General features: G+C 63.9%; 23 protein-coding genes, 1 tRNA gene and 1 pseudogene. 7 read left to right on the forward strand and 18 right to left on the reverse strand.

Annotated features, from left to right (window positions below):
* Positions 1-5 precede the first annotated feature (5 nt).
* The 13 genes and pseudogenes from IU514_RS02880 to IU514_RS02940 form a co-directional block, all read right to left on the reverse strand.
* The gene (locus IU514_RS02880; protein ID WP_194929586.1) at positions 6-2,951 is read right to left on the reverse strand and encodes a DUF1156 domain-containing protein; all 2,946 of its coding nucleotides are present in this window, start codon (positions 2,949-2,951) and stop codon (positions 6-8) included.
* Between the two features lie 14 nt (positions 2,952-2,965).
* Positions 2,966-6,493 carry a helicase-related protein gene (locus IU514_RS02885; protein ID WP_194929587.1) on the reverse strand — a complete coding sequence of 1,176 codons (3,528 nt, stop codon included), beginning with the start codon at positions 6,491-6,493 and terminating at the stop codon, positions 2,966-2,968.
* A gap of 33 nt (positions 6,494-6,526) precedes the next feature.
* Positions 6,527-6,733, reverse strand: coding sequence for a hypothetical protein (locus IU514_RS02890; protein WP_194929588.1), 207 nt, complete (start codon positions 6,731-6,733; stop codon positions 6,527-6,529).
* 64 nt (positions 6,734-6,797) lie between these two features.
* Positions 6,798-7,694: a BrxR family transcriptional regulator gene (locus tag IU514_RS02895; RefSeq protein WP_194929589.1), complete on the reverse strand. Its 897-nt coding sequence runs from the start codon at positions 7,692-7,694 to the stop codon at positions 6,798-6,800.
* A gap of 267 nt (positions 7,695-7,961) precedes the next feature.
* Entirely contained in the window at positions 7,962-8,525 is a 564-nt protein-coding gene (gene radC / locus IU514_RS02900; RefSeq protein WP_425491997.1) for a RadC family protein, read from the reverse strand.
* On the reverse strand, positions 8,522-8,722 hold the full coding sequence (locus IU514_RS02905) for a hypothetical protein (RefSeq protein ID WP_194929590.1): 201 nt from the start codon (positions 8,720-8,722) through the stop codon (positions 8,522-8,524). The genes radC and IU514_RS02905 overlap by 4 nt, the downstream gene beginning before the upstream one ends.
* 20 nt (positions 8,723-8,742) lie before the next feature.
* Positions 8,743-9,642, reverse strand: a pseudogene (locus IU514_RS02910) (recombination directionality factor).
* Positions 9,643-9,658: 16 nt separating this feature from the next.
* Complete coding sequence (locus tag IU514_RS02915) at positions 9,659-10,636, reverse strand: YqaJ viral recombinase family nuclease (protein WP_194929591.1); 978 nt, start codon at positions 10,634-10,636, stop codon at positions 9,659-9,661.
* A 71-nt stretch (positions 10,637-10,707) separates the two neighbouring features.
* Positions 10,708-11,028, reverse strand: a complete 321-nt coding sequence (locus tag IU514_RS02920; protein ID WP_194929592.1) for a hypothetical protein — start codon at positions 11,026-11,028, stop codon at positions 10,708-10,710.
* Between the two features lie 12 nt (positions 11,029-11,040).
* Positions 11,041-11,997 carry a DUF932 domain-containing protein gene (locus IU514_RS02925; RefSeq protein ID WP_194929593.1) on the reverse strand — a complete coding sequence of 319 codons (957 nt, stop codon included), beginning with the start codon at positions 11,995-11,997 and terminating at the stop codon, positions 11,041-11,043.
* 381 nt (positions 11,998-12,378) lie between these two features.
* Complete coding sequence (locus IU514_RS02930) at positions 12,379-13,020, reverse strand: ImmA/IrrE family metallo-endopeptidase (RefSeq protein ID WP_324187781.1); 642 nt, start codon at positions 13,018-13,020, stop codon at positions 12,379-12,381.
* A gap of 89 nt (positions 13,021-13,109) precedes the next feature.
* Positions 13,110-13,517, reverse strand: coding sequence for a hypothetical protein (locus IU514_RS02935; RefSeq protein ID WP_194929595.1), 408 nt, complete (start codon positions 13,515-13,517; stop codon positions 13,110-13,112).
* Position 13,518: 1 nt separating this feature from the next.
* Entirely contained in the window at positions 13,519-14,076 is a 558-nt protein-coding gene (locus IU514_RS02940) for a hypothetical protein (RefSeq protein WP_194929596.1), read from the reverse strand.
* 188 nt (positions 14,077-14,264) lie between these two features.
* On the opposite strand from IU514_RS02940, the gene IU514_RS02945 reads away from it, so the two are divergent.
* The 7 genes from IU514_RS02945 to IU514_RS02975 all read left to right on the forward strand — a co-directional run bounded on the left by IU514_RS02945 (position 14,265) and on the right by IU514_RS02975 (position 20,829).
* Positions 14,265-14,603: a hypothetical protein gene (locus IU514_RS02945; RefSeq protein ID WP_194929597.1), complete on the forward strand. Its 339-nt coding sequence runs from the start codon at positions 14,265-14,267 to the stop codon at positions 14,601-14,603.
* A gap of 5 nt (positions 14,604-14,608) precedes the next feature.
* Positions 14,609-15,832 (forward strand): HNH endonuclease, encoded by a 1,224-nt coding sequence (locus IU514_RS02950; protein WP_194929598.1) that lies wholly within the window; start codon positions 14,609-14,611, stop codon positions 15,830-15,832.
* 13 nt (positions 15,833-15,845) lie between these two features.
* Positions 15,846-17,096 (forward strand): nucleotidyltransferase domain-containing protein, encoded by a 1,251-nt coding sequence (locus IU514_RS02955; protein WP_324187771.1) that lies wholly within the window; start codon positions 15,846-15,848, stop codon positions 17,094-17,096.
* Entirely contained in the window at positions 17,089-18,846 is a 1,758-nt protein-coding gene (locus IU514_RS02960) for a ThiF family adenylyltransferase (RefSeq protein WP_194929599.1), read from the forward strand. The genes IU514_RS02955 and IU514_RS02960 overlap by 8 nt, the downstream gene beginning before the upstream one ends.
* A complete protein-coding gene (locus IU514_RS19190; protein WP_386760305.1) occupies positions 18,813-19,355 on the forward strand; it encodes a Mov34/MPN/PAD-1 family protein in 543 nt (180 codons plus the stop codon). Before IU514_RS02960 ends, IU514_RS19190 begins: the two co-directional genes overlap by 34 nt.
* A 96-nt stretch (positions 19,356-19,451) precedes the next feature.
* Entirely contained in the window at positions 19,452-19,964 is a 513-nt protein-coding gene (locus tag IU514_RS02970) for a hypothetical protein (protein WP_194929601.1), read from the forward strand.
* Positions 19,965-20,037: 73 nt separating this feature from the next.
* Positions 20,038-20,829, forward strand: a complete 792-nt coding sequence (locus tag IU514_RS02975) for a DUF2971 domain-containing protein (RefSeq protein WP_194929602.1) — start codon at positions 20,038-20,040, stop codon at positions 20,827-20,829.
* Positions 20,830-20,894: 65 nt separating this feature from the next.
* Here IU514_RS02975 and IU514_RS02980 read toward each other — a convergent pair whose 3' ends face one another.
* The 5 genes from IU514_RS02980 to IU514_RS03000 form a co-directional block, all read right to left on the reverse strand.
* Positions 20,895-22,013 carry a hypothetical protein gene (locus tag IU514_RS02980; protein WP_194929603.1) on the reverse strand — a complete coding sequence of 373 codons (1,119 nt, stop codon included), beginning with the start codon at positions 22,011-22,013 and terminating at the stop codon, positions 20,895-20,897.
* 225 nt (positions 22,014-22,238) lie between these two features.
* Positions 22,239-22,841: a DUF429 domain-containing protein gene (locus tag IU514_RS19195; protein WP_194929604.1), complete on the reverse strand. Its 603-nt coding sequence runs from the start codon at positions 22,839-22,841 to the stop codon at positions 22,239-22,241.
* Positions 22,838-24,070: a tyrosine-type recombinase/integrase gene (locus IU514_RS02990; RefSeq protein WP_194929605.1), complete on the reverse strand. Its 1,233-nt coding sequence runs from the start codon at positions 24,068-24,070 to the stop codon at positions 22,838-22,840. Before IU514_RS02990 ends, IU514_RS19195 begins: the two co-directional genes overlap by 4 nt.
* A gap of 177 nt (positions 24,071-24,247) precedes the next feature.
* Positions 24,248-24,323 (reverse strand) — tRNA-Ile (locus IU514_RS02995).
* A gap of 82 nt (positions 24,324-24,405) precedes the next feature.
* Complete coding sequence (locus IU514_RS03000; RefSeq protein WP_228760460.1) at positions 24,406-26,766, reverse strand: GH92 family glycosyl hydrolase; 2,361 nt, start codon at positions 26,764-26,766, stop codon at positions 24,406-24,408.
* Between the last annotated feature and the right edge of the window lie 73 nt (positions 26,767-26,839).

Consider the following 26,839-nt stretch of genomic DNA (forward strand, 5'->3'; position numbering starts at 1 on the left):
CCCGATCAGATGTCAAGTTGAGTCTGCAAGCCGATGACACCGGCTTCGCTGGCGGCTTGCTCGATGGCGCTCCAGGCGGTCACTAGCTCGTTGTACGCGCGCGCCTCCTCGGCCCAACCCTTTCGCTCGCACAGCGTGTAGAGGCGGTAGGCCAGCGCGCGCACCGGCTCCGCACGGGCCGGCATGCGGGCCAGCAGCACACCGGCGCCCGACTCGCCGTCTTGGTTCAGTACGCGGATCAGGTGGTGCAGCGCTTCCCACACGGGCAGACGGGTGTCGGTTTCGGGCGACCAGTCGCGCGGCAGCTCGGCCCAGCGCAGTAGGCGCAGTTCACCCTTGCTTGAGGCGACAACGCCGGTTGCCTGCAAGCCCGAGACGCTGGTGCCCTTGGCGCGCGCGAGCACGTCCGCCTCGCCGAACTTGCCTACGGCCCAGCCCTGCTGCTCAAACCAGTGCAGGCAGAACTGCGTGTCATGGTCGAAGTCGTCTTCGGCCAAGAAGCGGTTGATCAACTGCAGGGCAGTTCTTACATGCATCGGCGTGCCGTCCGCCTCCAGCACTGCGGCATATCGGCTGAAGATCGCCATGCCGGGCCCAATGATCGCTTGAGATAGATCGACCGGCGCAACGGGAGAATTGACTCCCCCGCGAGTCATCTCGTCCAGCGCCTCGGGTAGCACGGCATTCAGTTCACGGATGAACTCTCGACGGCTCACTGTGGCCGCATCGGCAGGTCTGTGGCGGCAGACGAGAACGATGCTGGAGGCTAATGCGTTGGTACCGGAGCCGATCATTCGATTGCCCATCTCGGTGCGCATCGGCCATGTGCCGGTCAGTGCGAAGCCGGCCTTGAGAACGGCCGCAAGAAACGTTTCCCATCCGGTGCTAGAGGTGCCGGACTCGCTCTTGGTTTCAGACTGCTTGAACGCGTAATAGATGGTGACCGGAAAGGCCAAATGAGCATGCTTTGCCAGATTGCGCAATGCTTCTGTCATGCCGTCAAGAAAAAACTGCTCAGCCGAATTTTTTCCTCCGTGGCGATAAGGCGTGGCAACAAGCTCCTCAGCCTTGGGCACTGCAACCGTTGCGAATAGGCCCGGATAGATTGGCTTTAGCGATCGGCGCAGCCAAACGTAGAAGAAATCGGACAAGTCGGCGTAACCGATGTTGTCGTAGTACGGGGGGTCCGTTGATACCAACTTTCCTTGACTAATTCCCTGGCGCTGGGCGTCAAACTGACTAGCCGAACCACAAACGGCTTTTGTCGGGAAGTAGTCAAGCGGTGTGGTCAGCGTCTTCAGAACAGTGTCCATACTCCCCACGGATTCACTGAAGAAATTGACCTCCGCATAATCCCAGGTCATTGGCAGCGCTTGGCGACCAAAAGTCACCCTGACTGTTGCGACCCGGGCAGAACGACCAGACGCAGTCTTGTTCGATGCCGGCCCCGAATCCCAAGTACAAATCGTTGAGCCCTTGTCGGCAAGCTTCCCCAAGAAAAAGCTCAAGTAAACGCCGACAGCCTGAGCATAGGCAGTAGCTCCCGAACCTCCCTGGTCCAACGTTCGTCCATCGTCAGGCATTCCCCTGGCAATGGCATCCGCTTTTGCCTTGGCGATGGCCTCCCCTACGAGATCGCTAAAAGTGTTCAGCGCCACCAGCTGGCGAGGTGTGAACAAATCACCCCACTTCTCCAAACCGTAGCTCAGCGTCCAAAAGTTGCGTGGGTCGTCTGGCAGCGCCGTCTCTGGGCGCCATGTCGGCTCAGCACTTCGGGCAATGGCTTCATGCTCTTCGGATGGCTCCAGATAGATTCGACCTCGCGAGCCTTCAGCGACGATGGCCATCAGCCGCGCACCCAGTCGCCCAGCCAAGCCCTCTGCCTTGATGTATCCAGGTTCGATAGGTGATTCGGATAGCAGGCAACGGAAGTTTGCGCCTCGTGCAAGCTTAGTGCCGTTCTCCGCACTCGCCGGCGGCTCACCGACCCGCACGGTGAAACGGTATTGGTCGCCCTCGACCACAGGCTGCACGTATGCTTCGTTATCCTTCATCTTCGAAAGGATGAAGCTGGAGGCCAGCGGCACCTCTACATTGCAGTAGACCGGATTGGGACTCTTGACGGTGCGAGCCCACAACCAGGCAACTACGGTGAGCTTTTGGCCCAATAGCGGCGCGAGCTCGGGTCGCTCGACGATCATCTGGGTGGTGACTTCGATCTGCGGGTACAAGTGACCGATCCGCTGCTCGGCCTCGGCACGCATCCAGGAGCCGTAGCGGCGCACGTCTTCGGCCATTCCACGGGCACCTGACCAGTCTTCGAACACGTCCCTGGTGGCCTTCTTGCGACTGGCCTTTTCAACTGCCACCTCTGGCCCGACTGGGGCGCGACCGGTGAAGCGCGGAGGGATCTCAATCATCGCCTTGTTGATCATGACTGCCACCGGATTGAGGTCAGAGGCATGGCTCTCAAGCCCCAACCGCTGCGCCTCAAGAGGCAGCGCGCCGCCGCCAGCGAACGGGTCATGGAAGCCGGGCATCTGATCCGGATTGAACAGCTCTGTGGCCTGCGGGTGACCCTTGTTCAGTTCACAAACCTCGCGCCATGAACGACGAATTTCTGCGCGGGCACGCTCCAGCACTTCCTCATTGTTGGTGTTTTCCCAACGCACCAGGTCCTCGATGATCTTGAAAAGCCGCTCCCGCTCCAGTTGCGCCTTCTCCTTATTGACGCCATAGCGAAAGCCCCCGCCTTGCTGATAACCAGGGTCGTTGACCATCTGCGCAAAAATGACCGCTCGCGCCGCCGCCAGCGGCCGTCGTGCCCACCACAGGTGCAGCGTGGAAGGGTGACCGTGTCGGATCGACTTCTCGCGTGCGGCAGCAACGTTAATGGCGTCGAGCGGCAGCGCGACCTCGATCAGTTTCTTTGGCGTCTTGATAGTGGTCATTCGTTGGTCTTCTTTCATGCAGGCTGCTGCGCACGGGCGAGCAACTGATCGAGATCGAGGTTGATACTGGTCACGGCCCAGTCGGGCTCCTGGGTGAAGGGTTGCCGCACATAGAACGGCCCTTCATGCTGTTCACCGTCGACCATCACGATGGCCAGGATGAACTTGTCGGACTGGTTGAGGCCGTAGAGGATCTCGTTGCGGGTGACGGTGATCGTGGTCTGGCCCTTGGCGCGGCCCTTCACTTCGATGTGGCGTGAGGGCGGCAACCGGCCGTCCAGGGCCTTGGGCAGGCTGGTGACGTCCCAGCCGCACTTCTCGGCCGATACGTCGATGACGTCGTGACCGAGTGCTCGCTCGGCGTCCATCACGGCGCGCATCGCGATCTGCTCGACGCGGGCCCGTGCGGCGGCATCGGCCGTCCAGCCCGGCTGGCCCTTGCGCTGCAGTAGCAGGCCGGCGGGGATGACGAGCGAGCCCCCCAGCACCACCGGTGTGGCGGAGATAACGTGGCGCATGGCCAGCAGCTCCTTTTCGCGCGTCTCGCGGCGGGCGGTTAGGTCGTCGATGGTGCGGCGCACGTTCTCCAGCGTCAGGCGCACGTCCTTACCGGCCGCGATGTCGTCCTGAAGCTTGATGTAGCGGTCGGACCAAAAGTTGATCTCCTTGACCAGGCGCTCGTGCACGGCAGCCAGCGTCTTGTCGACGGTCTTCTCGCGGCGGGCACGCACCTCGTCGAAGTGCTCGGGCACGAGGTGCGCGGAGGCGTGAGCCAGCGCCACCTGCTCCAGGTCCTTGGCGATCCAGGGTGCGGCGAGCACATCCTCGATCAGCGCCATGTCGGCCGGGACCATGGGCGAGAGATCCAGGTGTGGCGCCCAGCCGGCGTTGATCGCGTCGCCCTTGGGGTCGATCTCGACGAACTGCATGCGGCGTGAGACCACATGCGCGGGGTCGGCACCTTCCTTCACCGAGTGGTCGATGATGAACATCACCTTCGGCGTCAGACCGATGTCGCTCGGGTCCACCAGTACCGCGCCTTGCTTGAGCTTGTTGCGGTGGGTTTCCAGCACCAGGTCGGTCACCGACTGCATCAGCGGGTGGGCGGGGTGCAGCAGGCTGGCCATCGGCGCGCCGACGCGGTCAGTCAGACGCACGAACTGCTTCTCGAAGCAAACACGCTCGTAGCGACGCAGTACCGGGTCGGCGTTGCGACGGTCGCGGCCGGTGATCTGGCGGTCGCGCTCGCGGATGAGCGCCGGAACGTTGGTGATCTCGTAGCGCCCAGGTTCGCGCGGGCGCAGCTCGCCGCCGAGCTGCTGGAAGGCCTGACTGAAGAACGAGCGAATGAAGAAGGGCTGCAGCTTGCGCGCCTCGGCCTTCTCCATCTCCTCCTTGATGGCGAATAGGCGCTTCTCGTCCATCACCTCTTCGCACAGCGCGTTGCGCTTGATGATGTCTTCGAGATGGTGGGTGTCCAGCGCGCCTTCCACCTTGCGCAGCAGCCGGGCGCGCACCTCGGGGTCGGAGCCATAGCGGATGGCCTCAATCAGCAGGTCCTTGAGGCTGCGGTCTTCGAAGACTTCGCCCAGGATGTCGAACACGCGACCGCCCAGCGCCTTGCGCTCGATCTCAAGCTTCTCGAACAGGCGCTGGAAGACATCGCCCTCGCGGGTCTCGGCGGCCACCATGTTCCACAGGTGGCAGACCTCAGTCTGACCGATGCGGTGGATGCGACCGAAGCGCTGTTCCAGCCGGTTCGGGTTCCACGGCAGGTCGTAATTGACCATCAGGTTGGCGTTCTGCAGGTTCACGCCTTCGCCGGCCGCGTCAGTGGCGAGGAGCACGCGCACCGCGGGGTCGTTGCGGAACATCTCCTGCACCTTGCGGCGCTCTTCGCGCTTGACGCCGCCGTGGATCATGACCACGGCCTCTGCGCTGCCGATCAAGCCGCGGATGTTGGTGGCCAGGTAGTTCAGCGTGTCGCGGTGCTCGGTGAAGATGATCAGCTTGCGCTGCCGGCCCACCTCGTCGTGCATCTCGGGCGTGTCTTGTAGCAGGCGGGACAACTCGTCCCACTTGCGGTCCTGGCCGGAATGAACGACCTGGCGTGCCTGCTCCTCCAGGGCTTCGAGGATGATGATCTCGGCCTCGAGCTCCTGGATGGTCTGCGCGGCGGTGGCCTGGTCGACGACGGCCTCTTCGAACTCCTCGTAGTCTTCGGGCGACAGCGCGTCGGCCGATTCCCAAATGTCCTCGGGCGCGCCGTTGATGCCCGTGCCGGCCAGCGTCTCGGCCAGCGACCTGCCGCGCTGGCCCAGCTTCTCTTCCTCGACGCGGCGCTTGAGCTTGTTGCGACGACGCTTGAGCGACTGGTAGATCGCCTCCGGGCTGGACGCCAGCCGGCGTTGCAGCGAGGTCAGGGCGAAACCGACAGTGCCCTTGCGTCCACCGTCCGCCAGCTGATCGGCCTTGGCGAACTCCGTCTTCACGTAGTCGGTTACGGCGGCGTACAGCGCGGCTTCGAGGTCGGAAAGCTTGTAGTTGACCGTGTAGGCCCGGCGCTCCGGGAACAGCGGGGTGCCGTCGAACTTGAGCAGGTCTTCCTTGACCATGCGGCGCATCAGATCGGTGACGTCGACCTCGTGCGCGCCGTCGCGGAACTTGCCGTAGAAGCGGTCGGAATCCAGCAGCGACATGAACAGCTGGAAGTCCTCAGCCTTGCCGTTGTGCGGCGTGGCCGTCATCAGCAGGAAGTGCCGCGTGATCGAGCCCAGCAACTCGCCGAGCTGGAAGCGCTTGGTTTTGTTGACCTTGTTGCCGAAGTAGTTGGCCGAGAGCTTGTGCGCTTCGTCGACGACCACCAGGTCCCAGTGCGACAGGCGCAGTTTTTCCTGCAGGTCTTCGGCGCGGGCGAGCTGGTCAACGCGGGCGACCAGAAGGTCGATGTCGTCGAAGGGGTTGCCGCTGCGGGACTGCTCGACCTGCTCGCGCGAGAACAGCGAGAAGGTCAGGCCGAACTTCTCAAACATTTCGTCCTGCCACTGCTCGACCAGGCTGCCGGGGGCGACGATCAGCACGCGCTTGGCATCGGCGCGCATCAGCAGCTCGCGGATGAACAAGCCGGCCATGATGGTCTTGCCGGCACCCGGGTCGTCGGCCAGTACGTAGCGCAGCGGCTGGCGCGGCAGCATCGACTCGTAGACCGCCGTGATCTGGTGCGGCAGCGGCTCCACGTTCGACGTGTGCACCGCCATCATCGGGTCGAACAGGTGGGCGAGGTTGATGCGATAGGCCTCGGCGGCGAGCTTGAATTCCTCGCCGGGGGCGTCGAAGGCCCAAGGGCGCCCGGCCTCCGCCAGCGACAGCTTGGCCTCGTCGGTGCGGAACAGCATCCGCTCCAGTAGCTTGCCGTCGGCGGTCTTGTAGTAGGCGGTCAGGGCGTTGTCACCGACCGGCTCGGTAGTGACGATGCGCACCACCTGCCCGGGCTCCAAGCCTGAGATGGCCGCGTTCTTCTGGATCTGTTCGAGTTTCAGCACGGTGTCGCCCCTTGTTCTCGTTGCTGCCTGCCCTCAGGGCTTGCGCCGGCTGTAGGGCGACTGGTTCGTGGGCTTGAGGGAGACGTTGTTCTCGCCGGCCTTGCCCCGCACGGAATCCTCGGTCCGACCCAACTTCAGGCCGATGACTCGGGTGGGCGTGTTCTCTCTTGCGAGCTGCTTGAGCTGCGCGACGTCAGTAGACGTCCATTGCTTGCCGTGGTTGGCGGGAGGCTTAGCCATGTTGGGGCTCCTTAACGGTCGTGACGGTCGGCGGGATTGCAGGTGCAGGTGATCGGCATCGCGGTCACCATTCCTTGCTCGGTTCGCCGTAACCCGGTGCGAGCACCAGGTTGGTGACGCCGTACAGCGCCTGGCGATTGCGCAGCCATAGGTGGTGCTCACCGCCCTTGAGGCTGTGGTCTTCGGTGCAGTCAACGTTCCAGCGGCGCAGCAGGTAACCGGTCATCGCCGCGCGGGCCCGGACCTTGAGCGCACCCCCGTCCATGCCGTACTCGGCCTCGATGGTGTCGGGGTGCTGCACGTTGGCCGGGTGCGGTACGAGCTCGAGCTCGGTGATCCGGTTCCACTGGATGTCCTGATCGGGCCTCTCGTGGTCGGCCACAGCGCCGGGGACGATGCGGGCATCGGCGAGGCGACCCAGCGCGAAATCGCGGAACTCGCCGCTACGCCGGTCGAAGGCGCGGACGTGCCAACGCACGCCGCCGTCGGCCAGCGCAAACGGCACGATCTCGCGGGTCGTCAGCCCGCTGGACAGCGCGCGGTAGGCAACCTCAACGGCGGCGCCTTGATGGATGGCGCGCGTCAGGACGGACAGGATCTCCAGATCGATATTGCCGGGCAGGCTGGTACCTTCGTGCGCCACAGCACCCTTCCAGCGGATGGGCTCGCCGTCGCCATAGCCCTGGGACAGCCAGGTCAGGACGCGTTCGGCGGAGAAGTCGAAGATGGGGCGGAACCAGGAGGCGCGGACGTAGACCTTGCCTTTGGTGTCGTACTCCATGTTGCGCGGGGCCATCTCCTTGTACTGGGCGATGTCCCGCGTGGCGGCCGCCGCCTGGATGCCGAAGCGCGTGACCAGGTCCTGCCGGCGAAACTCGTCGATGAAGCGCAAACGCAGCTCGATGAACGCGAGTCGGTCGCGCTGCGCCTGGGTCAACTTTGCGAGTCGATCTGTCGACATGCCTGCACCGTAGCTTCAATCGCTTTCGGCGGAGCATACTGGAACCATAAGCGAACTCAATACGGTATTCTTTTGATGATGATCCAGACTCTTTTTGATGATCACTGCATTCGAATGGCCTTTCTGGCTACGAGCCCGGGCGGCTTCGAGCACGGCCGTCGGTGCAAGGCAAAAAAATGGTCCCCAGCCGGAGAGGGAGCCTTTGGCTCCCCTTCCGGCCCTAATAGCGCAGCCGTCGCCCTGACACGGCTGCGCTGGTCTTCGCCGTCACGCCCATCCGAGCTCGGCCATTGCTAGGGTCTTGGAGCCCCCAACGATGATGTGATCCAGCAGACGCACGTCGACAAGGGCCAAGGCTTGCTTCAGGCGGATGGTCACCGCTCGATCGGCTGCGGACGGCTCTACGTCACCTGATGGATGGTTGTGCGCAACGATTACCGCGGCGGCACTAAGCATGAGCGCCTGCCTCACCAGCTCACGGGGGTGAACTTCGGCACCGTCGATGGTGCCCTGGAAGAGCTCGACACACTCGATCAACCGGTGCTGGGTATCGAGGAAAACCGCAGCGAACACTTCCCGCTCCAGACCCGTCAGCTTGTCCCGAAAGTAATCGCAAGCCACCGACGGATTCTTGAACGAAGCCCCGCGCTGCATGCGAAGGTCGGCCACCTGGCGTGCGGCCGCCACAATCTGCTCTGCCGTTGCCGGCCGATATTGGGAGCGACGGCCACGGACGTATAGCGGGCATTCGATGCTCGGGCGCGTCGCCATGGATCGCGCCCCTTCGACACCAAGAAGGGCGCCGCAGCGCCCCTTGTCTACTTTGCTCATGGCCCTTCCCCGACAAGATTCGCCGATTGCCCATCATCCGGGCCGTTACCCGCGTCGGCCGGTGCCTCGCCGCCCTTCTTGTCGTCTTGACTGTCCTTCGGCTTGATGACGACCGCCGTCTTCGGACGGTCAATAAGCTTCACTACCCCATACAGCGCCAAGCCGTACACCACCGCACCACCGATCAAACGAAACATTGCAATCACCTCGTTGTTGGTTAGCCAGTGCCCATGCGGGCAACCTTGTCCTGCAACCGGCCGCTGAGGCCGACGGACGCATCCTTCGTAGCCGGTTCCGGGCCCCTTGCCGGCACTTCCGGATAGAACTCCTCCACCACCGCTGGCACGTCCTCCTCCATCTCCTCAAAAGCCCCGTTGGCGAATCCACGCCGGGCCGCTTCGTCCAAGGCCGCTTGATCGAATCCGCTGTCCTTGCGCTCATCGTCGTTCGCCCGCGCCTGGGCGATGGCCTACTCCAGCGTTCGACCAGAGCGCACCACCAGATCGACATAAAAGATCGGCGTGCGGTGGCTCATGGTTGTGCTCTTGCCGCGCAGTTTCAGTTCGAGCGGCATGCAAGCCAGCCGCCCGCCCGAAACGGCACTGAAGTACTGCAGCCGGGCCGCCAACGTGCGGATGGTGTTGAACGACGTTGTTCGCAGCACGAAGCTGCCTAAGGCGTCTTCTTCTCCGTCCCCGATCACCACATTGAACCTGGCGTAGGCCTTGCACTCACCATCCGCGAACGGGCACACATCGGGCCCGACGCAGGGCAAGGTCTCGATGCCGTCCGCGCCGCCCGCGCGCCGACAGGTCTCCCCGTTACCCACGCACACCGGTCGACCGGTGCTGCGATCGAACAGGGTGTAGTCGGCACGCAGGTTGAGGACCGGGTCGTTGAACAGCAGCCGTACCGGGATCGACCGGAGCTTGCCCCCGCCATCCCGGCGCAAGAGCTCGTCTAGGGGATGCAACACCCAACCGTCCCGGTTCTGCACCTGGCTGGTCAGGGTGAATTGATCGTCCTTCTCCGGCAGCCGCTTGCCGTTGCGTTCCACCACGCGGCCTATCGAGATCCGCCCGACCACGGGCGGTGTTATCGCCAAACCTTTCAGCATGTGGATCTTCCTAAGGTCAGGCGGCTTCGCCCACGATCACGAACCGGCGTGAGCCGGGTCGGGGAACCGTGTAGCGGGCCGCGATATCGGGGTGGTCTTGGGCCAGTCGCCGGGCATCCAGCTGCGTGCCGTCCCTGGTGCGCTTGAAAGTCACCTCGCCGGTGCCAAACACCGCCCGGGAGGCGTCACCCATGGCTTCCTGCAACACCTGCTTGAGAGCCTCGGCCTGCCGGCCCTTGGCGTCGAGCTCATTCCGGAGCGCGCGCAGGTCGGCGAGCACCTCGGACAAGTGCTGGTTCTCCGAGAAATCCAGGGTGTCGCCACCGCCCGGGTACAACTGGCGGAGGGCCCGGGCCGAAGACTCGCTTCCATCCGCCGCCGGCGGCGTATCGGACTCCACGTGCTCCCAGAAGCGAGCCTCCAGCACAATCAGTCGGGCGATGACGTTCTCGTCCCGGGGAATGCGGAAGATCTCCAGTTGCTGGCCGCACAGCAGGACGGCCACATCCGCGGCCGCCTTGCCGGTCACCGCCAGCTGGTGCTGGACCTGGATCTGCACGTATTCCGGCACGCCGTCCCGCCACAGCCGGGAGCCGAACTCACCGGCCGTTTTGCACTCCAGGATCTGGACCTCGGGACTGCCGATCACTTCCCGATCGATGTTGGCCAACATGAAGGGAAACGCCGGGTGCTGCAGGACGGCATTGACCTTACGGACGCGGCGATCGGTCTTCTGCTGGTAGGCAATCGCGACGTAGGGCTCCAGCAGCGTGCCCCAGTACCGCGGATCGTCGAAGCCGGCATGCTCCCCATTGGTCGATGCGCGCCCGGTTTTCTCCATCCACAGCTCCAGCGGGCTCATATACGGATTGAGGCCCACTGCCGCGGCAGCATCCGAACTACCGATGCCACTCTTGCGGACTTCCAACCAGGCGCCCCGGTCCAGCCCCTTGGTCTCGACCAGGCGCAGGGCGGCCGTCTGCTGTTCTTTCATGGTTCCTCCAGAAATGAAGAAGCCCGGCCGAGTGGCCGGGCTTTATGGCGTTGCGTCAGGTTTTCAGAGCGCTATGCGGTCGCCGACGTCATGCTGCCGACCACGATGGCACGCAGAATCCGCTCGGCATCCGCCGAGCTACCGTCCAGTTGCAGGTGTTTACCGAATGAGTAGCCGAACGGCTCGGCCACCTCGTAGCACCAGACACCTGGGAAGATTCCCTCGTACTCCTGCCAAACCCCATCCAGCAGGCCGGCCTGGTCAATGCACGCTTGTACATAGTCCAGCTCTCCCTCGAACCCGGGAATGGCGGTGTATCCACCGGGTGAATCCTTGAGCGCCTGCTTGGCACCGATGGCGATGTAGGCGATATCCAGAGCGTCAATGGGCATGACCTTGCATGGTCACGCGACCAGCTTCATCACTTCATCCCATGCCCGCTGTTTGATCTGGGCTCCCTGGCCGAACCATGCCGCGTCCCGGCGATGATCGTCGCTGCGCGCGCGGCGATGGTGGTCAACGTACTCAGTGATGCCGTTGAGCAAGCCCCAGGCCGTGCCGCGACTGGACGCCATGAGTGCGCCTCGGCCGCCACCTTCGTACAGGGACCTGACATTGGCCAGCGCCTGCTCGTTGACAACGGGGTGTTTGCCTTCCGGGCCGGCGTAAATCAGCACCCGGCGCAGCAACCCCTCGGCCGAGTCCGGATCCACCGGACGCTCGCACAGCGCCTTCATCCGCGCGACGAACGCGTCCCACGAGGATACGGTGATGCCCAGTTGGCGCTTCACCACATCCGGATCGAACTGGCTGCGATGGGGCACTTTGATGGCGCCGCTCGCGTCGCCCAGAGCGATCTGCAAGGTGTTGTTGCAGACCACCCGGACCGAAGTGAACTGGGCCGTGGTTGCGAGCGTGCCGTCACAAGCAGTGGCCAGCAGCAGGTACCCATCCACCTTGTCCCGCCCCCTGAGCGTCGTGCTCTGTCCGGTTCGTGCCAACGCCCAGAACTTCCGACCTGCTCGCAGCACGCCCGCCGTCTCCAGCTCGAACCCGCTGCAGGCCGTCAGATCCCGATAGAACTCGAGAATCTCGCCCGGCTGGACCACCTGGAAGCGCTTGCTGACCACGGCCAGCGGCGCCTTGGTATCGGATCGGTACAGGACCTTCTGCTCCGGAAACGCATTGATGGCCCCGACGCTGTTGCTCCCGGTGATGTATCGGACCTCGGATTCCTCGATCTGCCAGTCCATACCCGCCTGCTGTTTCCAGGTTTCGATGGGCTGCTGCGGGACCAGCTTGCTGCCTAGGCCATGCCATGGCCGCTCGCCCACATAGGCCATTGTTTCGACCAAGTGCATTGTCTTTTCCTCGATTGTTGGAGGCATAAACACACAAGGCCCGGACATGCCGGGCCTTGTGCAGAAAGCCAGTGGTGGATTGATCTAGGGAATTCTCGGGTTGCCGCAAGCAGCGCACTTGACGATGCTTAGCAACACAGCAGCGGCCACGACGAGAACGCAGTAGACGGCGTCGGCCCTACAACTCATGTCTCTCTCACCCGTATGAAGCGCGTCATTGCGGAGCGCACTCACGCGAAGCAGAACCTCTCCGACTTCATATTGGTGTTATAGGTCCAAAATTCGTTTGATTCGGAGCGCGGTCGGTGGTCCGACTACCTGCGCCCGACATCTGCCCCGCAGAATGTGAAGTCTTAACGCGTTGACATCAGCTTGCGTGGACTACAGCAACCGCACAAACGTCAGCACGCGGTCGGGCGGGTAGGCACGACAGTGTTCGACCGCAAGACGACGCTGTGCGCCGCCGAACCAAACGTCTCCCGGCACCTGATGCGAGCGCACGCCGGCGGCACTGGAATGAACCATGTCGAAGGCCGCGGAACGATGATCCACCTCTATCGGGGGACGCCCGCCATCGTCCACGGAAGGCGCCTTAAAGGCGAACGGTCGACCGCTTCGCGTGTGACACACGAGCCAGCCAGGCCAGATATCGAGGGTGATCATGCGCAAGGCCGTTGCCAGCAGGCTCGTCTGGAACTGCGCTGACAACGCATCCACCATGGTCCACGGCGGCTTGCCCTTAAGGCCCGCCGCGGCCGGTACAAACAGGTAGCGCGGCATCAAGAGCGCCGCTGCGTACTGATCAGCATCTAGCTCGAGGCCGCGCGCCTCGGCCACAGATCCTTCAATCTCCTCGGCGCGGCAGAGCATCAATCGCCCCCGGTGCAATTGCCAATGACCCAGTTCGTGCGCCAAAGAGAAGCGGCGACGCGCCGGACTTTGCGCGGAGTTAACAGTCAGAACGCCGCGGTCGCCCTTACCCACAATGCGCGCATCGCAGCCAGCCAGGGGGGCGTAGCGCACGGCCAAGCCGCAGCTCCACGCAATTGTTTCCAACTCAATGCCCGCTGCGGAGTCAACTCCCAGAGAGCGCAGTAACGTCTCTGGCGTCTTCAATCTTTTAGCTTCGCGGCAATGGCGTCCAGATCGTGTCCGAGTGACTGGAATTCGCTAAGGATCGAGAGCACTTCTTCGTCCGGAAGTGATTTTCCACTGCGAAAAGCCAACGAGAACTTCTCTTTAGATGCGGCGTCGCCTTGCACAATCTGATCCAAGATCGCGCGCGCCTTGCGAGTGACCACATCTGACAACTTGGCTAGAGCCACTTGGGACTTTGAAGACTCCATTTCCGCGCGAGCCTGCAAGAACCGTAACCGGCCCGCCCGTTGCCGAGCTGCGGCAAGTACGGCATTTCGATCGATGGCGACCGGCTCGGCATCGGCCGGCAAGTCGTCGGTATCCGAATGTAGGTAGTCCAGCAGGCGCTGGTACCTCTGCGACGGGCGTTCACTGCTGCTCATGTCAGTTCTCCCGTTTGGCCAGCAAGCGTTGGATGCGCTTGCGTGCTGCGATGATTTCGTTGGAGGTCAGTCCCGTCACGATCTCCAATTCCTCTCCTGCATACCCAAGCATGGCGGCGTGCATCAGATCCCTCGCGCCCTGATCGTGCGCTAGGAAGGCGTCCACTTCGTCGAGCGAGGTCTGCAATCGGACTTCGTAGTCGGGTTCGGTCTCTGCCATCTCACCGTCGCCATCCTCCAGGATCAGGTGGTCCACGGCGTCGTGCCACTGCGCTTCCGGGTTCCGCTTCCGGGCCTTGCGCCAAGCGTGCAGCACGCTCTTCATCGTGCTGACCAGCTGGCTGCGTAACGGCAGGTCGTCGCGCCAAGCCCGGTCGCCGGCCAAGGTTCTGCCAAGGGCTTCGTTAAGCAGGTCATCGGCGGAGATGGTGTCGCCCAGGCACAGACGCCCGGCGCAGGCTCGCAGGTAGCGCAGGTCCTGCTCGGTGATGGCCTCCAGGGCATCGGCTTGGTCGACGCCCCCCGGGGGCACGTTCTGGACAGCACTGGAATCCGGCAATCGACCCTCCTTACCCGGTTGGGCTCCGCAGCGCGGCCATTTCGGACGCCGTGTCCTAAACCAGCCCTTCGTGGAGCCCTACGTAATAACGGCCGTCGCGGACGTCTCAAGCCGTGAGAGCGGCACCGTCTATACCGGATCAGGCGGGGAGCCGCCCCGGATGGACACCACCAATAGGAGTAAGGGTAATGGATCGGCTGGACTGGATGTATTTGCGGGCATTGGCGCCGTCGGGGCTGGTCCTGGCGTTCGCGTTCGTGCTGGCGTGGGTGCTCAAGGACGCCAGCGCTTCGCCCCACTTGGCGGGATGGGCGGCCGTCCCGTCGTGGGTGTTCCTCGGCGGCATGGTCATCGCAACCGGGTTGGCGATCGAGCCGCTCTACCGGTTCTGGCAGTGGCAGCGAGGTGAGGGCCTTGTGTGCCCGAATTGCGGCGGCCCGCTGGGCGGCCGGATCGACGGGCGTTACGGGCCGTACTACAAGTGCCTCTGCTGCAGCGGAAATATCGCTGCCCGGCGCGTGGAGTAATGCCCATGGCCCAGACCCGCGTCTCGTCCAAGGCAGCAGCGAATGCCCCCGCCGCCCCGGCTCGCGTCCCCCGTAGCCGCACGCATGACCGCACAAAGACGGTGGGCCCGAAGCGGCAATCCACGCCCGACCCGATCAAGTTGCTGGTTTGGATCCGCGCCGGCGGCCACTGCGAACTCTGCGGGCGGGACCTGACTCAGGACCCGCGGTTGCGGGGCTCGTTCCACCGTTGGGGCGAGGTCGCCCATGTGCTGCCGGCCGGCGTGCGCGGCCCGCGTGCTCCGGCGGACTACTCCGAGGCAGATGCCAAGGCGCACACGGCTGAGCCTGACAACTTGCTGCTGGCCTGCCCGACCTGTCACACCCTGATCGACGAGGACCCCGAACTGCACCCCGAGCCACTGCTGACGGCCCGTCACCAGGCGCACGTGCAGCGCATTCGTTGGGCTGCCAGCCACGCGGATGGACAGCAAGCGGTCGGCCTGGTGTTCCTCAGTCAGCACTTCCACACTGCCAACAATATCTCCGAGCGCGAGCTGGTGCCGGCGATGCTCGCTGACGGCCTGCTGCCGGTCCAGATGACCGAACGCATCGTGCTGCCGCCCCCCAAGTCCACTGGCCGGGACGCGGCGTACTGGGAACATGTACAGGACGTCGTCGATACCGCACTGACGGCCGCGCGCCGCCGCGGCGCTTCGCGGCAGGGCGACCCGCCGATCCTTGCTGTCGCCGGGGTGGCGGACATGCCGGCACTGATGCTCCTCGGCCGCCGCTTGGGTGATCGCTCGGATCGCCGGCTGTTCTCGTATTCCCGGCTAACCGGCTTGCAGTGGCCGGGCCCGGATGATCCGCCGCCCGCATTTAACTTTACGCCCCCGCCGCCTGGGGACGCGCCGATCGCGCTGGTGCTGTCGCTCTCGGCGACGATTCCGACGGCCGACGTGCTCGACGCCGTGCCGGGCGCGCGCTTGGCGGTGCTGACGGTACCGGAGCCGAACGTGGGCCTCGTGCGCAACCGCGGCACGATCGACGCCTTCCGCGCCTACCTGCAGGCGCGCACAAGCGAACTTGAGGCCGCCACGCCGCTGCCGCTGCACGTCTTCCCTGCGCTGCCCGCCGCGCTCGCCATCGAGTACGGCGCCGTACTGTCGATGCACCACCGCCACCCGCACGTCATCTACGACCGCGGCAATGGCAATCGCTTTGTCCCCACGCTGACGTTGACCTGAGGAGCCCGACACCGTGACCACGCATGACCCGTCGCAACTGGAGAGCTGGGAGGTCCTGCTCTTCCGGGCCGCTCAAGAAATGTCGCTGTCCGAGCCGCAGTACGTGACGATCGAGGATCGTTACGGGCAGATTGAGAAGATCCTCAATACGCCGGACGAGCCGTTGCTCGCCGACGCACACGTCTTCGTGCAGGGGTCAGTCGGTTTGCGCACCACGACGTGCCCGCCGCCCGACGCCCCCAAGAAACTGGCCACGATCGACGCCGATGCGATCGTCTGGCTCCCCAACGCTGCCCATGCAACCGGCCTGGAGGTCTTGCAGGCGCTTGAGCGGCGACTGACCGCCGGGACCCGCGTGACGGCCAAGGTCGAACAGCTGCGACGCGGCGTGCGCATCGTCTATGCGGACGAGAGGCCGGGATTCCACATCGACGTGACTCCCGCGCGTAACGCGCACCGCAATGTCGACACGCACGGCCATGGCCAGTTGCTGGTGGCCGACCGCCATGCGGGCTGGAAGGACAGCAGCCCACGCCCGTACTCGCTCTGGCTGCAAGAAGTCAGCGACGAAGTGATTACCGTTGCCCGCCCGGAGTTGCTGCGGAAACAACACATGGTTGTGGCCAAGGCGAGCCAGGAGGACATGCCAGACTACGACGACTACATCGACGCCAACCCGCTACGCGCCGCGATCAAGCTGCTCAAGCGCAATCGCGACCTGTGGGCCATGCGCGAGAATCGAATCGACGACCGGCCGATTTCGGCCGTCATTACCACGCTCGCCACCAAGGCCTACGAGTCGGTGGTGGCGCGGTCACGCAACGCCCCCATGCAGCCAATTGAGGCGCTTCTCGCCCTAGTCGATGCCATGCCGCAATTCATCCGGGGCAGTCGCGGTACTTATCAGGTTTTGAACCCGAGGAATCTGGACGAAAACTTCGCCGAGAAGTGGAACCGTCCCAATGGCGAAGGCGATGCATACGCGGCCGCGTTCTACGCCTGGCACGCGGCGGCGAAGGCCGATATCCGCCTGGGCCTGCAGGACTTGGGCTCAGCCGATGCATTCGAGACCCGAATGAATGAGCGCTTCGGCGTCCCGCGCACGCTGATTAAGGGCGTGCTCGAAACCTTGCCGGGCACGCTACCTGGCCGGGCCTTGGGCACGACGCAGCGCTCGCTTACCCTCGCCAAATTGCTTGGCGCGGGCGCTACCACCACCGGCGTGTCGACGGCCACGGCGCAATCGGTGGGTCGCCTTGGCTGACGGCACCGCCAGCAACACAGCGCTCGACCGGGGCATCGAGCGGCTGTTCGCACTTCTGGATCCCGATCGCGAGGGCTTGCTCTCGCGCCGGGCGACACTGCGCGGCGAAGTCGCGCGCTTCCGCCTCGCCTTGCCCGCCGACTACTTGGGGCAAGATCGGGCTGTTGACGTTAGCTTTCCTATCGGGTTCCCGGACGCCGACCTCGCCTTCCGTGTGATGCCCTCGCCCGACCTGGAATGGCCCCACGTCCTGGGCGACATGGCATGCCTGTTCGGCGTCGGCGAGGGGCCGGCCTCGCGCGAGCCTGAAGCACTGGTTGAAGAGTGCGTGGCGCGCTTCTCGCGCGTTGTGAAACTGGCAATGCCGAGCACGCCGGAAGCCGAGCGCCAGGCGGAATTCCAGCGCGAGCTCGCCACATACTGGGGCCGGGCGATGAGGCCTGATTCGCGCGCAGCGCACCTGCCCTCGCGCCCCGAGCACAGCACGGCGCTATGGGCGTTCGCGGATTCGGGCCGCCGCAGCACGATGCCGGCGACGCTGTTGTCTTGCGATCAAGATCAGTTGGCGCGCAGTCTCGAGTTGCGCACGGGCCGCCGCGAGCGCATGCGTGCACCGGCCGCTGCCGGGTTCTACGCGAAGCTCACGCATTGGCCCTCGCCCCGCCCCCCGACCGCCGCGTCGGTGTTGAAAGCCGTGGCGCAATGGCTGTCAGCGGCGGACGCTGAGCAACTACGCTCATGGGCCACGCGTACCGCGGGCCTGCCCGTGCGCTGGCTGTTGCTTGAGCTGCCAGACACCACGCCCACGCAGGTACTCGGAATCGTTCTGCGCGCGGGTGACGTCAACGCCCAACACCATCCCGCGTACGGGCGCCGTGCGGGCCGTCGCCTTCCAAGCGCGGTGGCACGAGGCGCCTCGGCACAGCTGGGCCTGTGCGCGGTGGATGTGGTGGCGGAAGATGAAATCTTCTCTCGCAACCCGGAGCCGGGCTTGGCCCGCCTGCGCGCGGCGAACGTTCTGATGATCGGCGTCGGATCGCTGGGCAGCCCGATCGCGCGGCACCTGCTGCGTGCAGGCGTGGGTCGGCTGACGCTGGTCGACCCTAAGCGGATGCGTGTGAGCAATCTGGGGCGCCATGAGCTCGGCGCCCAGGCGGTCGGCCAGTTCAAGGCACACGCCTTGGCCGCGGAGCTGCAGAAGGACTTCGTCACGGCACGCGTGACTTCCATCGCGGCATCGCTACAGGAGGCCATGCAGGATCCACAACTATTCGACAAGGTCGACATCGTGTTGGTGACCACCGGGGAGTTGGACTCCGAGGCGGTGCTGTGGGAATACAAGCGCCGCAAGTCGGCTGCTTGGATCATGGTGCAGGCCTGGGCGGAACCGGGCGGTGGCGTCGGCCATGCGCTGGTCGCGCCACCGGGATCATTCGATGCCCAGCCACTGTTCGAGATGGATGGTACGTTCCGCTTCCAGTACACACTGTGGCCCAATCGCGGCATGGTGCCGCTGCCAGCCTGCGGCGTTGGCTACGTGCCTGCGGGGCCATTGGCCATGGGCGTGAATGCTTCATTGGTGGCGAACGCTGTAGTTCGCGCGCTTGTTGAGCCTCCTACTGAACCTGCGTGGCACACCACGGTCAGTGAAGTGGAGCGCATCACGTCTATGGGCGGCACTTATATCGGTCCTGCTCCGCCCGTAGGCTACACGCAATGGACGCAGGTCCAGCCTTGGCCGGGATCATAGTGTCAGCCTGGCGTTGGTGGTGGCCCAGCCTGGACGTCACCCTCGATGTGAGTCCTGAAGTCGTGCGGGTGCTGACCGGGCACCGACAAGGGCCGCTGGACAGCGAATGCGGCGGCCAACTGTTCGCTGATCCGCGTGGAACGGGCGCGCCGGTGCTTGCTGTCGCCACACTGCCGCACCCACGTGACCGCGCCGGCCATACTTGGCTCGAACTTGACCCGATGCGCTGCGAAACCGAGGCAGCGCATTGGCAGTCCCGAGGATTGCTGCGCGTCGGCGTCTGGCACACGCATGCAGAGGCGTATCCGAAGTTGTCCAACCAAGACCTACGGAGCTTTCGGGCCTATTCGCGTGCCAACCAGTTTTTTCCCGTCGCGGTCATCGTCGGCCAGGCTGCCGCGCCTGACGGAGTTCGCGCTTGGTCGATTCGTGAGCACGAATCGCCGCAAGCCCAATCGCCAGACAGCTGCCCCGTGGGCTCTAGCGGCAGCAACCTTCCCTTAGACTGATGCGGTCTGCGAGCCTGACCTTCCTGAAACATGAGGACCCCTGTGGGAACAACTGCTGCGGAGACCACAAACTTCTTTTGGCACTGCCAGGTAGCAGTGAAACTGATTGACGAGCTGCCGGATACCACGGCGACAAAAGGACACGCTTTGCGGGCTGTGCGCATGGCGACCATCTGCGCGACAGGCAAGAACGGTGTGCAGTACGCGAGCGACAAAGCGCGAACGAAACGCGAGGCTCAGGGGAAGCCATGGGGGAAGTGCGGCCTCATCAAGGAGCATGTCATTCCGGCCAACTTAGTTCGTACGCTCGTGCTGGACGAGCTGAGGGCCACGCGAGACCAGGAGCTGGTAGCATTTTCACTGGTTGACTCGAACAAGAACGCGAACTGGCTCACTCCTGAAGTGATCGCACACTTTCGGCAACATCCACGGGCTTGGCAGGCCGCCCAGGTTATCCGTGACTGGACGCTGCTCGCATGGGTTACGCACGAGGAACACAAAGAACTTGAAAGGCAAGGACTCGGCGAGTGCATGCCAAGAGATTGGACACCTGAGCAGCATCGGTTTGCGCGGTATACAGCCTGCAACATTGCGGTGTCGCGGATCTGAAGATGGCTCGAATGGCATCTAGCGACCTATTCTGTAGTCAATGACATCAATGAACGATCTACGAGATAGCGAGATGATGTTTCGCTTCCGTCATTTTCGGTTTTCCGAGAACGAGGAGCACAAGCGAGAACCGGAGCGAATCCTTTGCGACTCTCAACTCTGGTGTGGAAATCCAAGGGCATTCAATGATCCGTTCGACTGCAGGCCAAACTTGGTCATGTCGAACATATCTGTCGCCGAAGCCGTCCAGCGCACTGAGGCTATGATTCAACGACGCGGGCTCTCCGCAAACCATCCTCACGCCGTGACCGCGAGAAACGCGGCTAGAGATGGAAAGTTCGGTTCGGCGGAAATGTACGAGGCCCTTCGCCTCGGCATGCAGGCAGCCATTGATCACTCGAGTGTTTGCTGCTTCAACAGAGTGTGGGATGACCCGCGCATGTGGGCACAGTATGCCGACGATCACAAGGGCTATTGCCTGGCGTTCGAGCTTGATGGCGATTGGCCTGAAGACGCCGTGCCTATGCCGGTCAAGTACTCCGAGGAACGTCCAGAGATCGACTTAGCCGTCGATACGATGGAGGACCGGGACGCCGCATGGCACTACGTAGAAGGGTCGATCTTCACGAAATCGAGCCATTGGCGGGGTGAACAAGAGGTTCGTGTATTTCGACACGAAACCCCTCCCGGCCTGCTAGCGTTTCCACCATCCGCACTGAAAGCAGTCTATCTCGGGTTGCAAATCACCCCGGAGAATAGGGAGCGTCTCATCGCCGCGATAGAGCAGCGAGAGCAAAGGATTCCAGCGTACCAATTGCATCTGCACGCAAGGCGTTACGCGTTCGAGCTTGAGCAGATCAACTGACCGGTTGAGGCAAGTCCGATTGGACGCCGGCATGGCCGGCGTCCTTGTGTTCCAAGGGACCGCTGTCAGATGCAGTCACGCAGAGCGTTGATTCGAGCAAAGAATTGCGTGGCCGTCTGGCGTGCGGACCTATCGGCGTTAGCCGGGAGGGGGTCCAAGTAGATCCCTTCGTCGCCACCGACGTAGGCTGGCCCGCCGATATCATCATCGTAGAGCGTGCTATCTTCGTTGATGGCCTCGAAGCGGTCCTGGCTGAGGTCACGCCCAAGCAGGCGGGAGAGGTACATCCACACCCAGGCTTGGTCGGCTGGCTCGCCATGGTCGAGAATCAACTCGCGCATGGCGCCAATGTCGCCTTCCTGTGCGGCGATTGTGAGCCAATAGCGAACCCGCTCGTCGTCCCCGTGCTCCGCGGCGACGGCAACCAATCTCATTGGGTCCATAGTCGGCGATGGTGTCAGCTCGAGAATCGCCGGGTCGCCATAGCGTTCGGCGGTCTCCATCAACGCGCGGATATCACCGCTTCGAGCCGCGGCGAGCAAATGATGGCGGTGTTTATGTTCCAATCGCAGCAGGCTTGTTTCGATTTCCGCAAAGCCCACGAAGGGGCTCGTCCATGTGCCCTCGCGTTTTACCTGGGACCGCAGGCGTTCTTCTTCGTCGCCAAACAGCGCCACCTCTGACTCAAGCAGCTTCGCTATCGCGAGGTGTGCGGCTGGAACTCCGCGCCTCGCGGCAGCCTCCAGTCCGTACAGCAACTCACGGTGGTGTTCGAAGTAGAAGGCCACGCCGGCGTGCGCAGGCTCGACTATGTGCGCCCAGACCCACTCACTCGCGTCGGTGCCGCCCCCATCCCAATCGAACGCGTCAATCAGCGCATCGAATCGAATCAGTGCATGGCCGGCCTCGAGCTGAAACTTAGGTAGAGCATCGACGATCAGCCTGCCTTCGTCAGCTGGGATGCCCAGCGCCGCGCAGCGCGCTTCCAAGGCGCCGTCATCAGGCTTGATGCCGGTAAGGCTGAACGGCAATTCGCACCAAGTGGCGTCGAATTGGAACGCGGCATAGGTGGAATATCCCACCGCGGCAGCTAGCAGCTCATGGATGTAGCTGCGCTTGAGTGACGTAACGCCACGTGCCCGCAGGAACGCATGTGCACGGTAGGCTTGTTCTTTGATGATCATGACTCGCCCTCGATGGCCCAGCCAATCCGGGTCAGGCGCACACGTTTAAATCCCCGGCAGCCGGGCCAGAAGTCGAATCGATCTAGGGATCAGGCCTGTTTTTGCTCGTGTGCAAGCAGGGCGGGCGCCTGGATCAGTCTATTCCCTGTGGAGGGCGACAGTCCACCTTTCGGCCAGAAGCGGAGGCTCTGCCGCCTCCACGCATCATGACAACGCACCAAAGCGCTAACCGCGGCGATGACCTTCGGGACACTCCGGAAACCAGTATGCGACCGGTCGACCACTAGGCAGGAACACGTTGCTCTCCCGCGAGATCCAGTCTACCCACCCAGGCGAGTGCTCGTGGTACGCCTTCGCGGCGTAGGCGCCAAGCGCTGCGTCGCGCTCATGATCTGTCCTGAAAGGATGTTTCGATACGAAGGCATCCGCCTCCGGCCATACCCGCAGGAGCGCCTTGGGATGGGCCTCCGTCACGCGCGTCGACGGCCAGCGTTGGGCAATCGCAACCGCTGCCAATATCCCTTGCACTAGGCAGGCCCCACGCAGCGAGTTCACGTGATTGACAGTCCCGCTGCTTCCCCCAGCGGAGGCTACAGCGGCCCGGATTCTACGATCGGATACTCGATCGCCGTCGTAGGTCCAATACAGCGGCGCATCAATTCCCACAGACACAGGCGATCCGTCAACACATGACGCAATCAAGTTCAGGCAGGTGTCTGCACCAGTGCAGGTGCCCGAATCGAGATGAACGCCGGCATCGCGGACCGTAATGACGCACCAGCCCATTGCCGACTCACCGCCGGGATCGATGCCAACGAACTGGATCATAGTGACTTACCTTGTCTACGGCGGCTCCCACCAATCATCGACACCACGTTGTTATTGAGCCTCAGACCGTCCAAGTAATTCGCCCACGCCTGCATCATCTTCTTGCGTTCGGTCAGATGCGCGGTTCGGTTGTACGCGCGCCCAAGCGGATCACGCACCGCATGAGCCAACTGATGCTCGATGAAGTCCGGCCGAAAACCCAGCACTTCATCCAGGACCGTCCGCGCCATAGCCCGAAACCCGTGCCCGGTGATGGTGTCGCCATTAAACCCAAGGTAGCGCAACGCGGCGTTGATGGTGTTTTCGCTCATGGGCCGCTTTGCACTCCGGACCCCGGGGAAGACGAATTCGCTCCGCCTCGTGAGCGGGCGCAGATCCTCCAGAATTTCTACGGCTTGGGATGACAGCGGCACGATGTGCGGCGTCCCGGTCTTGCTGGCAGTGAAGCGCCACTCCATCGCGTCTAGATTGATGTCATTCCAACGCGCCTTCCGTAATTCACCTGGCCGCACGAACAGCATGGGCGCCAGCTTCAAAGCCGCCACGGTCACCGGCGACCCCTGGTAGGAGTACATGGCCCGGAGCAGGTCACCGATCTTCGCGGGGTCGGTCACGCTGGCAAAGTGCTTGACTTGCGGTTGCTCAAGCGCCCCCGCGAGATCGTTGGCAGGGTTGCTCTCCGCCCGACCCGTTGCGATGGCGTACCGAAAGACACGCCCGGCGAACGATCGAGCCCGATGGGCCGTTTCGACCACGCCCCGCCTTTCCAATTTCCGCAGTGATGCCAGGAGCAGCGGTGCGGTCACCTCAGTGATCGGCATTCCACTGATTACCGCCATGTCCTTCTCAATCAGCCGGCGCTCTCGCTTCACCGACCCAGGACTAAGCCCTTCCTTCGCACGCTTGGCCAGGAGCTCGGCTGCGATGGCGCCGAACGTAGTCTCCGCCTGCTCGACCTTCGCGGCCCGCTCGATCCTGGCGGCGTTCGCGGGATTTCCTCCGCCCTTTACTAAGGCACGCAGGCGGTCTCGCTCGGCGCGTGCCTCCGCCAACCCCATGGCTGGGTACTCCGCCATCGTGATGATGCTCGGCTTGCCGGCGTAGCGGTATCGGTACCGCCACGCCTTGGCGCCACTCGGGCGCACCTCGATGCACAGGCCGTTGGTGTCAGCGACGCGATAAGCAGTATCGCGCGGCTTGAGTGTCCGGATCTTGGTGTCGGTGAGCATGTGAGTCAGCCATTTGTGAGTCAGCGACCCCAGCGCCGACCTCTGACTCACAGCCTGACTCACTTTTTTGCCGGATTCAACTGGACAACCACGGACTTGCACGCACAAAAAAACCCCGCGATTTGCGGGGTTTTTTGCCGATAACTGGACCAACCTGGACAACGTTAGACGCCGATGTGGTGGGCCCACCAGGATTCGAACCTGGAACCAAGGGATTATGAGTCCCCTGCTCTAACCGTTGAGCTATAGGCCCCCGTGCCGCGGCATTTTATCAGTCGCGGCGGTGGCGGCGCCCGCTGGTGTGCGGGCACCGGGTACCAGCCTGCCGGGCAGGATCAGGGCCGCGACATCGAGTACGGGCGCTGGTCCGCGGCCGTCGCCCAGCTGGTGTCAGCCCCGCCCTGCATGATGAAGTGCAGCTCGCCGCCGGCCATGATCTCCTCGTGGCGCAGGTACGCGCGCTCCAGCGGCTGGCCGTTGAGCATGGCGCGGCCGATGTAGGGGTGGGTGTCGTCCAGGCCTTCGGCGACCACGGTAAAGCGCTTGCCGTTGGGCAGGTTGAGCGTGGCGCGCGGCAGGAATGGGCGGCCGATGATGTACTCGTTGCTGCCCGGCGCGACCGGATAGAAGCCCAGCGCGGTGAACACGTACCAGGCCGACATCTGGCCCAGGTCGTCGTTGCCGGCCAGGCCGTCCGGGCGCGGCGCGTACTGGGTCTTCATGATCTGGCCCAACCGCTCCTGCGTGCGCCACGGCTGACCGGCGTAGGCGTAGAGGTAGGCGACGTGGTGGCTGGGCTCGTTGCCGTGCGCGTACCAGCCGATCAGGCCGGTGATGTCTTCCATGTGTTCGAAGATCTTCGGATCGACCTTGGCGTCGAACACCTGGTCCAGGCGCGCGATCAGCTTGTCCTCGCCGCCGTGCGCGTCGGCCAGGCCGGCGACGTCCTGCGGCACGTACCACGAGTACTGCCACGCGTTGCCTTCGGTGTAGTCGGTGCCGTAGCCGCTGGCGCTGGGATCGAACGGCTCGCGGAAGCTGCCGGTGCGGGTGCGTGCGCGCATGAAGCCGGTTGCGGGATCGAACGCGTTGCGCCAGTTCGCCGCGCGCTTGCCGAACTGCGCGGCGATGTCGGCGCGACCCATCTTTTCGGCCATGCGCGCGATGGTCCAGTCGTCGAACGCGTATTCGAGCGTCTTCGATGCGGCCTCGCCTTCTTCGTCGATCGGCACGTAGCCCAGCTGCATGTACTGTGCGACACCGTCGTAGGGGCCATAGCTGGCGCTCGCGACCATCGCCTGCAGCGCTTCGTCGGCATCGAAGCCGCCGATGCCCTTCATGTAGGCGTCGGCGATCACCGGCACGGCGTGGTAACCGACCATGCACCACGTCTCCAGGCCGTGGAACGACCACACCGGCAGCGTGCCGTACGCGCTTTCGCGGCGCGAGGCGAGCAGCGAGTTGACGAAGTCGCTGTTGCGCTGTTCGGGCTGCACCAGCGTCAACAACGGATGCAGCGCGCGGTAGGTGTCCCACAGCGAGAACGTCGAGTAGTTCGTGAATCCCTTGGCCTGGTGCACGGCGTTGTCCGGGCCGCGGTAACGGCCATCGCTGTCCATGAACAGACTCGGGCCCATCAGCGTGTGGTACAGCGCCGTGTAGAAGCTGCGTCGCATCGGTTCTGGCGCGTCGATGTCGACCGCGCCCAGCGCCTTGGCCCAGAGCGCCTTGGCGTCGCGGCGCACGCCGTCGAAATCCCAGCCCGGCACTTCCGCATCGAGGTTGGCGATCGCGTTGTCCTCGCTGACCGGCGAGATCGACACCTTCACGACCAGCGACTCGCCCGAGGCGTCGGCGAAATCGAATGCACCGACCAGCTGCCGGCCTTCGATCTGTGCACGCTGACGCGGCTCCTTCTCGCCCGGCGGCGGAAAACCCTTGTAGACCAAGTCCTGCTCGGTGTCGTGGAACTGATGTCCGCTGACCGGACGCGAGAAACGCATCGCGAAATACAGCTGGCGGCCCGGCGCCCAGCCACGGGTTTCGCGGTAGCCGGTGACGGTGCCGTCGGGACGCAGGCGCAGCCGCGACCACAGCACCTTGCCGGGGTAGTCGTACATGCTGGTGCGCAGATCGACCAGCACGTGCGCAGGCTTGCCTTTCGGGAAGCGGTATCGGTGCATGCCGACGCGTGCGGTCGCGGTGAGTTCGGCGCGGATCGAGTAATCCTGCAGCGTCACCGCGTAGTAGCCGGGCTCGGCGACTTCGCCGTCGTGACTGAAGCGAGAGGTATAGCCGCTGCCGGGTTTGGCGGCGGCGCCGCGCTCGAGCTTCACGTCGCCGGAGATCGGCATGATCAGCACGTCGCCGAGGTCGGAATGTCCGGTGCCGGAGAAATGCGTGTGCGAGAAGCCAACGATGGTGCTGTCACTGTGGCGGTAACCCGCGGCCCAGCCGTAGGCCTCCTTGCGCGGCTTGATCTGGGTGTCGGGGCTCAACTGCACCATGCCGAACGGCACGACCGCGCCGGGAAACGTGTGTCCTTCCCCACCGGTGCCGATGAAGGGGTCGACCGAGGCGAACGCTTTCGCTCCCGCGTCCTTTGCCGCCGGCGCGGCGGCTGCGGCGCCCGCCATCAGCACCGCCAGCACCATGCTCCAACGTGCCCCGATCGACGCCCCGCGTGTCACACCCATTCTTCACCCCGGATAGCCTGTGCGCGCCGCAAGCTAGCACGGGCGTTGACCGGCGGCACCGGCGGCCGGCACA

It is taken from the genome of Lysobacter niastensis (genome assembly GCF_015453285.1).
Lineage (GTDB): Bacteria > Pseudomonadota > Gammaproteobacteria > Xanthomonadales > Xanthomonadaceae > Lysobacter_J > Lysobacter_J niastensis.